We start from the raw sequence: 14,685 nt of genomic DNA on the forward strand, positions 1-14,685 counted from the left end.
TGCAGCCGCCAATGCTACGCCGATTGCGCGCGGCTGGCGGGCCGGACAAGCGTGGCGCAGATTTCTTCGGCCAGCGCCGCGACCTCCGGCGGCGCCGCGGCGAGCACGTCCTCGCCGTTCGCCGCGCGCAGGGCCAGCGCCAGCGGCCGGAGGAAATCGGCCAAGGCGCTCTCTTCGAGCAGGGCGACGAGTTCAGCGGCTATCCCCAGACGGTGGCACTCGCCAAGCTGTTCACGCAGGAGCCAGAAGGCGTAAGCGTCGCCGTTGGCCGCCGGTTGCGCGAGATCAGCGAGCAGCAGACGTGCCGAATCGCGGTTGCCGAGCCACAATTCGGCCTGCAGGCGCAGCGCGCGCTTGTCGTTCGTTGTCCAGCGTGGCGACTCGCTCGTCGCTATTACTTGCCGGAAGAGCGGCGTCGCTGCCGAGCGTTGTCCGCGCGCGGCAAGCAGGCGCGCCAGGTTGGCAACGACAAAGGGGTCGTCGGGATCGAGGTCGATCGCTTGGCGATAGGCGTTCTCGGCTTCGCTGTAGCGTGCGAGGTGGTTGCTCAGCAGATTGCCGAGTTCGTTCCAGGGCTGGGCACACCTCGCGCCGAGTTCGATCGCCTGGCGGTACGCGACTTCGGCATCACCATAGTGGGCGAGTTGGTCCTGCAACAGGTTACCGAGGTTGTTCCAGGGGCGGGCAAGCCTCGCGTTGAGCTCGATTGCCCGGCGGTAGGCGCTTTCGGCTTCGTCGTAGCGTGTTAGACGGTTTTTCAAAAGGTTGCCGAGTTCGTTCCAGGCGCGAGCGTCCTGGATGTCGAGCGTCATCGCCCGACGCACCGCCTTGTCCAGCCATTCGTCGTTGAATTTGTGGGCCAAGAGAATGACGGCGAAGACGAAAGCGGCCGGCTGTTCGGCGAAGCTGGCCATGCTCTGTGTGTAGAACAGGCGTGAATCGGGGCAGTCGGGGAAGAAGGCGCCGGCGAGCGTCGCGCGGCGGAGCGCCGCGGCCGCAGCCGGCGACGAGCGTTCGTCCCAGTGCTGGCGTTCGTCGGCAAGGGACTGGACCAGCGCTTGGTACTGGGACTTGCTCAGCTTTGCGGATTTTCGGGCGATACTTTCCTTTGCTGTCAGCGAAAGCGACAGCGAGCCCTTGACGGCGTCTATCCACTCGGTCAGCGCGTCGGCGGCGTGCGGGCATTGCGCCAGGCCGGCGTCGAGTGCGCCAAAGCGCTGCAGGTAGTCGTCGGCGGTGGCGTAGGCGCGATCGTCGCCGTCGAGGTCGAAGAGTTCGTGCAGCGCGCGCCGCGTGTCGGTTGCGTGCTGGCGGACGGCCGAAAAGACCGACCATTCGAGCTGGCAGCGTTCGCTGCGCGCTTCCGGCAAGGTCGCGGCGAGTGCGGGCGAGTAGTCGAGCGCTGCCTCGTCGACTTCGCCGGCCGCGTGCCGCGCAAGGCGAAACTGCGCCTGGGCGAGCAGTTCTTCGCCCGAGAACCACAGGCGCATGAATTCGACCAGCCAGTTCAGCCGCTGGCGCATGCGGCGCGGCGCGTAGCGCATCAGGTACCAGACGTTGAATAGCCGCTCGCTCACCTGGTAGCCGTTGCGGCGAGCGCCGGGCAGGCGCACCTTGTCGACCAGCGCTTCGCTTTCCAGCCGGGTCAGTTGGCCGCTGACCGTGGTCACCGGTAGGCCGGCCGCCTGCGCCAGTTCGCGCGCGGCTTGTGGCGCCCAGAGTTCCATCAGGTGGGCCAGGATCTTGCGTGGCTGTTCGGCCAGGTTCTCCATGCGCGCCTTGTAGAGCGGCGTCATCATGTCGAGCAGGCCGCGCAGGTCGCTGTGCACGTTGCCGTCGCCATTCGCCGCGAAGAGGTCGAAAAGCAGGACAGTCGTGCGCGGGTTGCCGCCGGTCATCGCGCGCAGCGCCTTCAGCCGCTCGGGGCGTGAGTCGAGGCGGGCGGCGAGCGCTCCCGCTCCTGCCTCGCCCTGCTGGCCGCCGATGCCGAAGACGCGCGCCAGGGCGAGCAGCGCCTGGCGCATCTGGTCTACGCCGAGCGGGCGCAGTTCGCACAGGTCGAAGAAGTCGTGAAAGGCGTCGTGGTAGTGGTTCTGCGCTTCCAGCGCCTGATACGAGGCGCCAATCCAGAAGATCTCCGGCTGGTGGCTGAGCGTCTTGCGCAAGCGCCAGAGCGGCGTCGCGCTGGCGTCGGCGATGGGGCGCTGTTCCTTGCGCGCCGTGCCGCCGCCGGCCAGGTTGGCGAATAGCAGGTCGCTGCTGTCGATCAGGAGGACGACGCGTTGCCGGTGCTCGGCAAGCCAGTCGCTGAGCAGATCGAGCGCGGCGTCTTCCTGTTCGGGCGGTGGCAGGGCGTCGATTTCGCCGATGGCGGCGTCGAGAGCGGCGAGTTCGGCCGTCGTCGCCCCCTGGGTTTCCAGATTGTCGGCCAGCGCGTCGAGCACGTTGCGCCAGAATTCGCTCAGCTTGCTGACCGTGTATTGTTCTTCGGGAAAGTCGAGGACGCGCCAGGCGGCGGCCAGTTCGGCGTCGTCGCGCACGGCGAGCGCCAGACGACGGAGTAGCGTCGTCTTGCCCATGCCGCGCTGGCCGGTGATCAGGATGTGCTGCGGAACCTTGCCCGCCGGCGTGTTGCGCAAGGCGTCGAGCAGGCGCTGCAGTTCGCCCAGGCGGGCGACGAAAATCGCCCGCAGTTCGTCGTCGCCCCACAACTGCGGGTTGTATTTCAAGGTCGTACCGAGCGGCGCGGTGGGTGGCTGCGGACGCAGCACGGCGGCGGCGCGGGCGCGCGACAGATCAGCGGCCATGGTTGCGCCGCCAGTAGTCGCGCAGCAGGAACGACGGGAAGTGGATCGTTTCGCCGGCGTCGAGATAGCCGTCTTCTTCGAGCAGCAGCAGCGCTTCGTCGAGGCGCTCGGCGCGCCGGTCGGGGTTGGGCTCGTGGCGCGTCAGGCGGGCGGCGAGCTGGCGCCGGCTGAGGCCGTTTTCGGCGCGCGCGACAGCCGCCAGCAAAGCCAGCGTGAACGAGAGCTGCGGTTCCTGGAGTTCGCGCGCCAGGCGCTGAAACCAGTGGAAGAAACGCGAGCGGTTGGCCAGCAGGCGATCGTAGGCGGCGTCGATGTCGTCGGTGGTGAGCAGACGTTGCGCTGTGCGGTCTTCTTCGAGACGTTCGCGCGCCGCCTGCAGGCTGCCGTCGAGCAGGAGATTCAAGTAGAAGGGCGACAGCCAGCCGACGCGCCGGCAGAGATGCTCCAGGCTGTCGGCGGCGACCGGCCACTGTTCGCGCTGCGCCAGTTCGGCGAGCATGGCGAGTGCTGCGGCAGGCTTGAACGGGCCAAGGCGGAAGTCCGCGCAGTCGTTGAAGCGCGTGCTCAGGTGATGGCGCGCGAGCAGCGCATTGAGGCCGATCGACCCGGAGAAGACGAAACGGCAGGCCAGCCCCGCTTGCTGGCGCCACGCGCGCAGCCAGCCGAGCAGGCGCTCGCCGTCGAGCGCGTCGCGCGCCAGCAGTTTGTCGAGAAAGACCGAGAATTCGTCGATCAGGAAGAGTTGCGTCTGTCCGGAGACGCGCTCCTGCAGCGCCAGCGCCGCCTTGCGCCAGGGTGTTTCGGCGAGTGCCTGCAGTTCGAGGCCGACGCCGGCGCCGCCCGGAACCCGGACGTCCACCTTGCGTAGCGACGCGAACACGCGGGTGACGGCGGCCCCCACCGAGCGGCGGCCCCCGCTCAGCGTTGCCTCGTCAAAGGCGCGTGCCAGTTGGTCGACGAAGGCTTCGGCGCTGTCGATTCCTTCGACATCGAGCAGGCGGGCCTGCCAGCCACGTTCGGCTGCTTCTTCGGCCACACGCTGCAGGAGCGAGGTCTTGCCGAGCCGGCGCGCGCCGCTGAGCACGACATGGTTGCCGGCCAGGTAGCGCCAGAGGTCCTCGCGTTCGGCCGTGCGGTCGAAAAAGTCGTCGCCGTCCGCCTTGTTGCCGACTCTGATGGGCATTCTGGGTCTCCGATCCGCTTGTTGTAGGCGACAGTATCAATGCGATGATGAATTGCGTCAATAATGTATTACTACATTTTTGAATAATCTTCATGCGTTGGCAACGCCGCTGCGTTTTCGCGGCGATCAACGGCGGCCGGCGCGTGCGTGCAGCGAAGCCACGGCTTGCGCCGGCACCGGCGGTTCCGAACGCCGCCGCTGCCTCCGGGCGCTCGCCGGTGCGTGCTTTCCGTGTTGCCGCCGTTCCGGCGATGGTCGGCGTGTGCCGCGAGCGAGCGTTCGGCGGGTGGCGAGCGGCCTGCGCTTGCGGCAGAATCGCAGGTGCCGGAGGCGTGCAAGAGGCATAGCGACGAGCCGCGAGACGGGGTCAAGGCTGTGGCCAGGGCCGGGGTCAAGAATGAGGAATGGGCGATGAACGACGAAGAGGCGCGCGCATTGCTGCGCCAGATGTTCGCGGCGGCGATTGCCGCTGCGCAGCCGGCGCAGTGCATTCCGCCGTCGCTGGCGCGCCATCTCGGCGCGCCTGCTGCGGCGCGCGGTCGGCTGATCGTGATCGGTGCCGGCAAGGCTTCGGCGGCGATGGCCAGCGCGCTCGAGGAGAACTGGCCCGGCGAGCTCTCCGGACTGGTGGTGACGCGGCATGGCTACGCCGTCGGTTGCCGGCGCATCGAAATCGTCGAAGCTGCCCATCCGCTGCCCGACGCTGCGGGAGTCGCTGCCGCGCAGCGCATGTTCGCTTGTGTGCGCGGGCTGGCCGCCGAGGATACCGTCGTCTGCCTGCTCTCGGGTGGGGGTTCGGCGCTGCTTGCGCTTCCCGCCGACGGGCTGGAACTGGCCGACAAGCAGTCCTTGAGCCGCGATCTGCTCAGATCGGGTGCGCCGATCGCGCAGATCAACTGTGTTCGCCGCCACTTGTCGGCGATCAAGGGTGGGCGTCTGGCTGCCGCGTGTCACCCGGCGCGCGTAATCAACCTGATCATTTCCGATGTGCCGGGCGATCGGCCGATCGACATCGCTTCGGGTCCGACCGTGGGCGATCCGACGACCTGCGCCGATGCGCTGGCGATTCTCCGCCGGTACGCCATTGCGCTGCCCAGGCAGGTCGTCGATCTGCTGGAAAGCGGCCGTGGCGAGTCGATCAAGCCGGGCGACGCGCGCCTCGCGCGAGTCGAAACGCAGCTTGTCGCGACGCCGCAACAGGCGCTCGAGGCGGCCGCGGCGGTTGCCCGGCGCGCTGGGCTGGCGACGCACATCCTGGGCGACGCGATCGAGGGCGAAGCTCGCGAGGTGGGCAAGGTCATGGCGGGGATCGCGCTGCAGGTGGCTACGCGCGGTCAGCCTTTTGCTGCGCCCTGCGTCCTGCTCTCGGGCGGCGAGACGACGGTGACGGTACGCGGCCAGGGGCGGGGCGGTCGTAACGTCGAGTTTCTCCTGGCGCTTGCCATCGCGCTGGCGGGAACGCGCGGTATCTACGCGCTTGCCGGCGATACCGACGGAGTCGATGGCCTGGAAGAAATCGCCGGCGCCTGCCTCGCGCCGGACAGTCTGGCGCGCGCCAGCGCGCTGGGCATCCAGCCGCTCGCCAGGCTGGACGACAACGATGGACACGGCTTCTTCGCCGCGCTCGGCGATTCGGTTGTCACCGGTCCAACACTGACCAACGTCAACGATTTCCGCGCGCTCCTCATCGTCTGAAAAGCTGCCGGCGGACGCCGACGCTGGGCGCGCGCTCGCCGTAGATTCCGGCCGTGTTCAGGCGAGCGCCAGCATTCCCTGGTAGCCCATATAGAGGCCGACGAGCAGGATCAGCGCGCCGGATAGGTACGGCGCCTTGCGGGCGAATTCGCCGAAGCCCGTCCAGCGTCGCGCAGCGTGCCTGACGCTGAGGGCGGCCAGCGTTCCCGAGAGGACCATGGTCAGGGCGAGGCCGATGCTGAAACAGAGGACCAGCGTCGCGCCGAGGGTGATTTCCTTCAACTGCAGGCAGAGCAGGAGGACGGTGATCGAAGCCGGGCAGGGGATCAGCCCGCCAGTCAGTCCGAAGACGATGATCTGCCCGGTTGTTGCCTGTCGGTTGGCGAAGCGCCGGCGGATGTCGTTGGCGTGCGCCAGTTCGTGCGCGTCGAGCGACTCCGGTAGCGACAGCGCGTGCGCGTTGGCGCCGCAGTGCTGCGCATGGCTGTGCTCATGCGCATGTTCGTGTTCGACGAACTCGAGTTCGTAATCGTGGCTGTGCGTGGCGTGCCCCAGGCGCAAACGGGCGATGAAGGCGTGCGGCTCGGGAATCTCCTGCTCCGATTCGACGAAGCCGTCGCCTTGCCGAAAGGTGAAGCTCTGCCGGCAGCCGTCCGCGCGCTCGGTTTCAATCGAGACCTCGGCCGCCGCCCAGGCGTCGCCGTAAGCGCCTTCCCGAAACAGCCGAAAACGTGGCGGCACGCCGTCCTCGAACACCTGCAGGCGGACGAGCCCATGGCCGGTATCGATCAACCGGCCAGCATCGGCATGGTGGTGGTGATCGTGCTCGTCGTGCGCGTGTCCACTGGCGCGCTGCTCGCGCCAGGTTCGCCAGATCATCCACAGCGCGACGCAGACGATGACGATGGCCGAGGCGACTTGCAGATACGGCTCGCTGGTTTCCGCACTCCACTTCTGGCCGAAATACATGCCGCCGAGCGCGATGGCCCAGACCACCGCCGTGTGCGAGATCGTTGCCGCAATGCCAAGCAGAACAGCCTGCGCTACGGTGCCGCGGATGGCCACGATGAACGCCGCCATCATCGTCTTCGAGTGACCGGGCTCAAGCCCGTGCAGGCCGCCGAGCAGGATGGCGCTGGGGACGAAGAGCCAGGCGTTGGCTGCGCCTTGCCCGAGCAGCGTCGAGAAGCTGGTCATCGGAGATCCTCAGAGAAATTTGCTGATCGCTTTGCAGGCCTGGATCGCGTCGTCTGCACTCTGTGCGCCGCTGTGCACGGCGTCTTCGAGGCAGTGGTCGATGTGATCGTGTACGAGCAGCTTCTTGGCGTTGCATACCGCCTTCTCGACGGCCTGCAGTTGCTGCGCGATTTCCAGGCAACTGCGTTCCTTCTCGAGCATCGTGACGATGCTGCGCAGATGACCTTCGGCGCGCTTCAGGCGCTTGATGATGTCCGGGTGGCTGCTGTGCGTGTTCATTCGACAGATCCTATCCTGATGGAGAGGATGCGTCAAGGCGTGAGACGGTGGCTTGCTCCGCGCTCAGGCGCTGGCCGAGTCCGGGGATGGGCGCAGGAAGCGGGCGAGCAGCGAATCGTAGGATGGCGCCGTCCACAAGTGATGTCCGGCGGAGAGGAAAGCGTCGATCTCGCTGGCGTCCGGCAGCGAACGGTAGCGTCGCCGGCTGCGGTCCTGTGCCTCGCCGGCGACCGCTTCGCCGTTGGCCAGGCGGGCGAGCAAGTCGAGCAGCGGCGCGATGGCCAGCGGGTAAAGCTCGGCGATCTGCGCCAGGAGGCCGAGTTCGCGCCGGTAAGGCAGGCGGGCGAGCGCGATGATCGGTCCGCTGTCGACGCCCGCGTCGACGCGATGCAGGGAGCAGACCAGTTCCTGGCCACCTTCGGCGACGGTGCGCAAGGGCGAGAACAATCCGGCATAGGCGGGCAGTTCGCCCGGGTGGATGTTGACCACGCCGTGCCGGGCAACGGCAATTGCGGCGGGCGCGAAAATGTGGCTGAAGCGCGCCGAAACGATCAGGTCGGGCGCGTAGGCAGCCAGGCGGCTGAGCATGGCAGGCGAGTTGATGTCCTCGACGACTTCGCAGCGCGTCGCGTAACGCGCCGCCAGACCGGCGAACGTCGCCCACTCGCCGCCGCCGGCAGGCGCGCTGTCGATCAACGGGAATAGGCGGTCGATCGGCAGAACGCGCTCCAGGTAGGCGAGCCGGGCGAGTTCGGGAATCTGGCTCTCGGCTGTGCGCGCCTTGTCGGAGAGCAGAATCCATGTCGGGTGACCGGCGAGCCGCGGCATCAGGCGATTCAGAAAAATGCAGCCGTGCAGGTCGCGCTTCACGCAGAGGATCAGTCGCATCGCTCTCCTTTCTCGAAAGTGCCAGCGCAGTCGCTGCCGCCGACGATTTCCGCCACATCGAGCAGTGGCAACGGCGGGTAACGACCGAGGCGGCGGGCTACGCGCAGGTTGATCAGGTAGGAGAACTGGCGCGGCAGTTCCACCGGCAGTTCGCCCGCTCGTGCGCCGTCGTGCAGGATGCGCAGCGCCAGGCGGGCGGTGAACTGGCCGACGTAGTCGTAGCGCACGACCACGCCGAGCAAGGCATCTGCCTGTCTGACGGGCGCTTCGGCGGCGGCAAAGACGGCAATCCTACGCGCGACGGCCTGGCGGGTGATCACTTGCCGCTGGCTGTTGAGAAAACTGTCCGGCGAGAAGTAGAGCAGATCGACGCCGGCCGCCGCCAGGGCGGCAATCCGCTTGGGAAGCGCGCCGGCCTCCGGCCTGCCGCCGTTATCGAGCGGCAGCGTTTCGACGTGCACCGCGAAACCGAGCTGCCCGGCAAGCGCCTGCAGCTCGGCCAGACTGAGGCGCGAATTGGTTTCCGCCGGATTGAGCAGGAATCCGACGCGCCGAAAGTCCAGGTACGCGCGCGCCGCGCGCAACTGCTCGGCCACCGGCAGCAGGTATAGCGTACCCGCCAGATTGCGTCGGGAACCGGCGAGCGAGGGCACCAGGCGGCTGTGCACCGGGTCGGTGACGGCCATGAAAACGACCGGCATTTCGGTCAGGTGGCGTTCCGGGTCCACCGCGTCCCAGGTGCCGACGGCGGCCAGGGCGACGCTCGTTCCCCAGACGACGACCAGATCAGGCCGTATCCGTTTGACTTCGGCGACCAGGCCGGCGATCCGCCGCTGGTCCTGCGCCGCGTCGAGCAGCGTAAATACGGCCGGCACGTTCTGACGGCGAAAGTAGTCCTGAAAGCCGCGACACGATTCTTCGCAGCCGCGGTAGAGCAGCATCGCTATGCGCCAGGGCGGCTGCGCGGCGCGGCCGGTAGTGGCGCCGAGCGAAACGGCCAGGAGCAGCGTGGCGAAGGCGGTGCGTACGGCGCGCACGCTTCTCATTCTGATCGCAGTGGCGAAGTCGCCACTTTGTTTGCCGCCGTCTGCCGCCCGTGTTCCTGCGCGCCAAGGCAGACGAGGCTGGCGGCAAGAACGGTGACACCGAGTGCTGTGAGCGCTGCCGACGCGCCGCTGCCGGCCAGCCAGAAGCCGATCCAGAGCGGGCCGATGACGCTGCCCAGGCGCTCGAGCATGCGCACGGCAACGGTGACCGCCGTGTCGCTGGTCGGCGCAGCGAGGCGCAGGGCAAGCGACTGCATCGCAGCGCTGGCCAGACCGGTGCCCACGCCGAGGCCGGCAATCGCCAGCCAGAGCGCGTGCTCAGCGGGCAGCAAGCCGCTGCCCGCGAGCAGAGCAGCGCCGCCGATCACCACACCACCGGCAATCGTCAGCGACTGTCGCCAGCCATGACGGTCGGCGAGCCATGCCGCCAGCGGATTGATCGCGGCGACCAGGAGGAAGTACGACATCATTACGCGCCCGATCGCTGCTGGTGTCTGGCCGAGTTCGTGCAGGACGAGCGGCGTCAGATAGAAGAGCAGGCCGGCCAGCGCGATCTTCGTCGGCAGCGCGCTGCCCAGCATCAGGGCGGCGAAGCGCCGCCGGCCGAGCAGACGGAGCAGTTCGGCAAAGCGCAGCGACGCTGCCGGCCGCGTGGCCGCGGCGTCGCCTCCGACGGCCAGCGACATTCGTCGGCAGGACAGCCAGCCCAGCGCGGCGGCCATCGCGGAAGCGGCGAGAACCCAACGCGAGCCGAACTGGTCGGCGAGCACGCCGCCGAGCGCCGTACCGCAGATGGCGGCGATGCTGACCGCGCTGACGAACAGCGCCAAAGCGCGGGCGCGTTGGGCCTCGCCGCCGAGGACGATCAGTTGCCGCTGACCGGCCATCGTCGCCGCCGCATAGCCCAGCGCGCAGAGCGCTCGGGCAGGCAGCAGTTGCCAGTACGCGTCGGCCAGCGCGGCCCACGCGAAGCCGCCGACGCTGAGGACGACGCCGGCCGCGAACACCCGGCGCATTCCCCAGCGATCGGTCCACTTGCCGGCGAAGGGCGTTGCCAGAGCAAAGCACGCCATGTAGACGGCGATCGCGACGCCGACCGCCGTCTCCGGCCGCCAGCCAGCGCTCGGTTCGGCAAACGAAGCAAGGTAGAGCGGCAGTGAAGCGCGCGACAGCTCTTCGCTCAGGATGAAGAGAAACAGCGGCAGGCGCAGTTCCTGCACGCGGTCGAGGTCGGCGGCGGCCGTTGCGTTGCCCGCGGGCAGCCGGGCGAGCAGCGCGGCGAGCAATTCGCGGAAAACGAGCACGGCGACCAGCGCGACAATGGCGATGTCCGCCGCGAGCTCGAGCAGCCGGTGATCGACGAAGCGGGCGTCGCCGGCGACCGCCAGGAGCGCCGGGCCGGCAGCGCGTTCGATCCAGCCGTCGGTGGCGTCGCCGTGTTGCGTGAGCAGCCGCCCGTCGCCGGCGATCAGCCGGACGGCGGCGACTTCCGGATGCCGTTCGACGATTTCGGCGAAATACGCGGCCAGGCGCGGAATCTGGTCGAGCGGGATGGCGAGCGCCGCTGCTCGCTCCAGCTTGCCAGCCAGCAGGTCGGCGACACCGCCGAGCTTGCTGGCGATTGCCGGCTGCAGGCTGTCGGCAAGCACGGCGCGCGCCTGGCCGGCGATCGCCGCCCCGGCGGCAATCATCACGGCCAGGGCAAAGAGCAGGACGCGGCGGCGCAGGTCGGGGTGCCGGCGCAGCCAGGCGAGCGCGGCCAGCGTGCTGACGGTCATCAACACGGCGACCACGGCCAGCGGCGCGGTCAGCGCGTCGATCATTTTCGCTGTGCCGGCGGCGAGCGGCGCTTCGGCGGCGTAGAGGCGCAGCCCGGCGACGATCTCGTCGGCGCCGTCGCGCACGGTGCTGGTCAGGGTCGGCTGAGCACCCACCATGCCGTGCTGGAAGCCCTCGCTGGCGGCCATCGCGCGCCACTCGGCGGGCGACAGGCGATGGCCGACGCTGGCCGTGCGGCCGGCAAAGACGATCGATGCGCCGGCGCGCTCGAAGCCGACGATTTCCACTTCGGCCAGCCCGGGCTCGGCCGCCAGCAGGCGCTGCACGAGGCCGGCAAGCTGCTCCATCTCGGAGACGTGCAGACCGCTCAGTGCGCCGGTGCGCAAGGTCCCCGCCAAGTCGGCGGCCTGGATTTCGATGCGCGACAGCGTCAGCTCGACGAGCAGATGCTGCTGCTTGTTGACCAGCATCGCGGCGAGCAGCAGCAAGGTGAGAACTTGCGCGGCGAGCAGCAAGGCGGCCATCCGCCACCAGCGGCTGCGCCAGACCGGCAGTTCGCCGATGACGGGATTGAGTCGCGAAGACACTGGGCAGCGACGGTTGGGGGCGGCAGGAATAGGTCGTGAGTCGATTTTTTATACTACCATTGTCGCCGATGAACACACTGCGTTGGCTGATTCTGACCTGCTGCACGCTCATCGCCGGATGCGCGTTGCCGGCGTCGCTGTCGGCTGCCGAGCAGCGTGTCGCGCTGGTCGTCGGCAATTCCGCCTATCGCTCGTCGCCGTTGCGCAATCCCGGCAACGATGCGCGGGCCATCGCGGCCAAACTGAGGAAGCTCGGCTTTGCCGTGATCGAACGCGAAAACCTGCAGACGCGGCAGATCGCGCCGATGCTGCGCGAATTCCGCAGCCGCCTGCGCGCGGGCGACGTAGCGCTTTTCTTCTACGCCGGACACGGCCTGCAAGTGCGCGGAATCAATTACCTGCCGACGGTCGATGCGGATATCACGAGCGAGGACGACGTGCCGCTGAACAGTATCAACGTCAGTCAGGTGCTGGAAATCATGGAAGAAGCGAAGACGCGCTTGAACCTGATGTTTCTCGACGCCTGCCGCAACAACCCGTTCACCCGCCGCTTTCGCTCGGCCGCGGGTGGCCTGGCGCGCGTCGACGCGCCTTCGGGTACGCTGATTTCCTTCGCCACCCGACCGGGCAGCGTGGCGGCCGACGGCGACGGAGAGCACGGCTTGTACACCTACCATTTGCTGCGCCAGATCGAGGTTGCCGGGCAGCCGATCGAGCAGAGCCTGAAGCGCGTCGTCGCCGGTGTGCGCAAGGATTCCGGCGGGCAGCAGGAACCGTGGATGGAAGGCAGCATCGACGGCGACTTCTTTTTCGTCGGCACGTCGGCGGGCACTGGCGCAGCCGATTCGGGCGCCGGCCAGTCGGCCGCCGGTTTCGAAATCAGCTTCTGGGACAGCATCAAGAACAGCGACAGTGTCGACGACTTCCGTGCCTACCTGGAGAAGTTTCCGCAAGGTCAGTTCCGTCCGCTGGCGGAAGGCCGCGTGCGCCGGCTGACCCAGGCCGCGGCGAGCAGCAGTGCGCCGGCGGCGGCCGGCGAACGCGCGGCCGCTACGCTGCGCGATTGCGCCGACTGCCCGGAACTCGTGCTGGTTCCTGCCGGCAGTTTCCTGATGGGTGCGCCGACGCGTGAAGCGGGGAGCGGCGACAACGAGCGCCCGCGCCACACGGTCACCCTTGCCCGGCCGCTCGCCGTCGGTCGTTTCGAAATCACGCGCGGCGAGTACGCGGCTTTCGTCCAGGCCAGCGGCTATCGCGGGGAGGCGGCGTGCCATGTCTGGGTCGGTAACGAATGGGTCAACCAGGTCGGGCGCAGTTGGCGCGACCCCGGCTTTCGCCAGACGGACGATCACCCGGTGGTCTGCGTCAATTGGCACGACGCGCGCGCCTACGTCGCCTGGCTGGCGATGAAGACCGGCAAGGCCTACCGCCTGCTCAGCGAGTCAGAATGGGAGTACGCGGCGCGCGGCGGCACGCGCACTTCGCGCTATTGGGGCGATGACCCGGCGCTGGCGTGCGAGTACGCCAATGTGCACGACGGCGATGCGCAGGAACAGCGCCGCTTTAATTGGGAAGCACACGATTGTCGCGACGGCTTTGTCGAGACGGCGCCGGTCGGACGTTTCAAGGCGAACGCTTTCGCGCTGCACGATCTGCTCGGCAATGTCTGGGAATGGGTGCAGGACTGTCAGTCGGTGAACTACATCGGCGCGCCTGGCGACGGTTCGCCGCGCGAACACGACAATTGCCCGCAGCGCGTCTATCGGGGGGGAGGCTGGAGCGGCCCGGCGTCGGTGCGCGCGGCGGTGCGCAACAGCAACGCCGCCGGTTATCGCAGTCAGTTGCTCGGTTTCCGCGTCGTTCGTCCAGCGCCCTGAGCGCTGGCAGGAATGTCAGTGCCCGGCGCAGCGCGTCGGGCGATGGTGGGCGGTGAGTGGCGCGTGCAGGCAGCATGCCCCGGCCGGCGTGCGGCGCGAGGCGTGCCGCACGCCGGCCGGGCAATGTCGATCAGGCGATCAGCGCAAAGTCGGCGTAGCTCAGTTGCGCATGCGTGGCGACACCGACCACGGCGATGGCGACCGCTGCGTCGCCGCCGTAGCCGTCGGCGTCGTAATACAGATCGCCGGTCGTCGTGTTGTAGACGATGCGGTCGCTTGCATCGTGCGCCTGCGTGACGCCCGCACCGGACCAGAACTGGTCGGTGCTCAGCCTGCCCACGGTCGTGCCGAGGGCGCGGAAGGCGGCCAGATTGAGCTGGATCGTGTCGCTGCCGGAGACGAAGTCGGTCAGCAGATCACGGTTGTTGGCGCCGCCCGGGGTCTGGTCGAAAACGAACTGGTCGGCTCCGGCACCACCGGTCAGGCTGTCGTTGCCGCCGCCGGCGATCAGGCGGTCGTTGCCGGCGCCGCCGTTGATCGTGTCGGCGCAGGCCGTTCCGCTGAGGACGTTGTTGCCGGCATTGCCGATGATCGACAGCGAGTTGCCCAGCGCGCGCGCGTCGACGTTGAGCGCGGTGGTGCCGCTGCTGACGGCAATTTCGCCTGCTCCGCTACCGATCACGACACGCTCGATTCCACGGTCGCCGGCAAAGAGGGTCAGCGTCCCGGGCGTCACGGCCGAGAAGCGGACTTCGTCGGTGCCGTTCGTTCCGCTGTCGGCGATTTCTGCCGCCAGATGATCAAAGCCTGACGCGATCAGATAGATGTCGGCTCCTTCGCCGCCGTCGAGCACGTCGATTCCGCCCTTGCCGTCGAGCAGGTTGTTGCCGGCATTGCCGCGCAGCGTATTGGCCAGGGTATTGCCGGTCGCACTGAGGTTGCCGCTGCTGCCGAGGACGAGGTTTTCGACGAAGTCGCCGAGCGTCCAATTGACACTGCTATAGACGGTGTCGTTGCCGCCATTGTCGCTGCGGCTGCCGTTGGGCGACGTTTCGAAGACCTGATCGGCGACGCTGTCGACGATGTAGCTGTCGTTGCCGGCGCCGCCGTACATGCTGTCGGCACCGAAACCGCCGTCCAGGACATTCGCACCGGTGTTGCCGAGCAGTCGATTGTTCAGCGCGTTGCCGCTGCCGTTGAGATTGTCGGAGCCAAGCAGAGTCAGGTTTTCCAGGTTTGCGCCGAGTGTCCAGCTCGCGTTCGTTTCAACCGTGTCGATCTCGCTCGCCAGTGTCGAGGTTTCGATCAGCGTATCGCTGGCGTCGGCGACATAGACGTCGTTGCCCG

10 protein-coding genes are annotated in these 14,685 nt (G+C 68.0%); 2 read left to right on the top strand and 8 right to left on the bottom strand.

Translation table 11 applies throughout. The annotated features are described in order from the left end of the window. Positions 1-14 precede the first annotated feature (14 nt). On the bottom strand, positions 15-2,807 hold the full coding sequence (locus RKP46_RS02410; RefSeq protein WP_311105146.1) for an AAA family ATPase: 2,793 nt from the start codon (positions 2,805-2,807) through the stop codon (positions 15-17). Then, positions 2,797-3,990: an ATP-binding protein gene (locus tag RKP46_RS02415; protein ID WP_311105147.1), complete on the bottom strand. Its 1,194-nt coding sequence runs from the start codon at positions 3,988-3,990 to the stop codon at positions 2,797-2,799. Before RKP46_RS02415 ends, RKP46_RS02410 begins: the two co-directional genes overlap by 11 nt. A 411-nt stretch (positions 3,991-4,401) precedes the next feature. On the opposite strand from RKP46_RS02415, the gene RKP46_RS02420 reads away from it, so the two are divergent. Then, positions 4,402-5,685, top strand: a complete 1,284-nt coding sequence (locus RKP46_RS02420; RefSeq protein ID WP_311105148.1) for a glycerate kinase — start codon at positions 4,402-4,404, stop codon at positions 5,683-5,685. A gap of 57 nt (positions 5,686-5,742) precedes the next feature. Here RKP46_RS02420 and RKP46_RS02425 read toward each other — a convergent pair whose 3' ends face one another. From RKP46_RS02425 to RKP46_RS02445, 5 genes are all read right to left on the bottom strand, one after another. Further along, positions 5,743-6,882 carry a nickel/cobalt efflux transporter gene (locus RKP46_RS02425; RefSeq protein WP_311105149.1) on the bottom strand — a complete coding sequence of 380 codons (1,140 nt, stop codon included), beginning with the start codon at positions 6,880-6,882 and terminating at the stop codon, positions 5,743-5,745. Between the two features lie 9 nt (positions 6,883-6,891). Further along, a complete protein-coding gene (locus RKP46_RS02430; protein WP_300334403.1) occupies positions 6,892-7,161 on the bottom strand; it encodes a metal-sensing transcriptional repressor in 270 nt (89 codons plus the stop codon). A 63-nt stretch (positions 7,162-7,224) separates the two neighbouring features. Beyond that, on the bottom strand, positions 7,225-8,049 hold the full coding sequence (locus tag RKP46_RS02435) for a formyltransferase family protein (protein ID WP_311098792.1): 825 nt from the start codon (positions 8,047-8,049) through the stop codon (positions 7,225-7,227). After that, positions 8,040-9,095, bottom strand: a complete 1,056-nt coding sequence (locus RKP46_RS02440) for an ABC transporter substrate-binding protein (protein WP_311105150.1) — start codon at positions 9,093-9,095, stop codon at positions 8,040-8,042. Before RKP46_RS02440 ends, RKP46_RS02435 begins: the two co-directional genes overlap by 10 nt. Beyond that, the gene (locus RKP46_RS02445; RefSeq protein WP_311105151.1) at positions 9,092-11,461 is read right to left on the bottom strand and encodes an MFS transporter; all 2,370 of its coding nucleotides are present in this window, start codon (positions 11,459-11,461) and stop codon (positions 9,092-9,094) included. The genes RKP46_RS02440 and RKP46_RS02445 overlap by 4 nt, the downstream gene beginning before the upstream one ends. Before the next feature lie 68 nt (positions 11,462-11,529). Between RKP46_RS02445 and RKP46_RS02450 the strand changes: the two genes are divergently transcribed. Next, the gene (locus tag RKP46_RS02450; RefSeq protein WP_311098786.1) at positions 11,530-13,338 is read left to right on the top strand and encodes an SUMF1/EgtB/PvdO family nonheme iron enzyme; all 1,809 of its coding nucleotides are present in this window, start codon (positions 11,530-11,532) and stop codon (positions 13,336-13,338) included. Positions 13,339-13,468: 130 nt separating this feature from the next. Here the strand turns inward: RKP46_RS02450 and RKP46_RS02455 are convergent. Next, a partial coding sequence (locus RKP46_RS02455) for a calcium-binding protein (protein ID WP_311105152.1) occupies positions 13,469-14,685 on the bottom strand: 1,217 nt, incomplete at its 5' end.

This window comes from Accumulibacter sp. (genome assembly GCF_031732815.1).
In the GTDB taxonomy this organism is placed as follows: domain Bacteria; phylum Pseudomonadota; class Gammaproteobacteria; order Burkholderiales; family Rhodocyclaceae; genus Accumulibacter.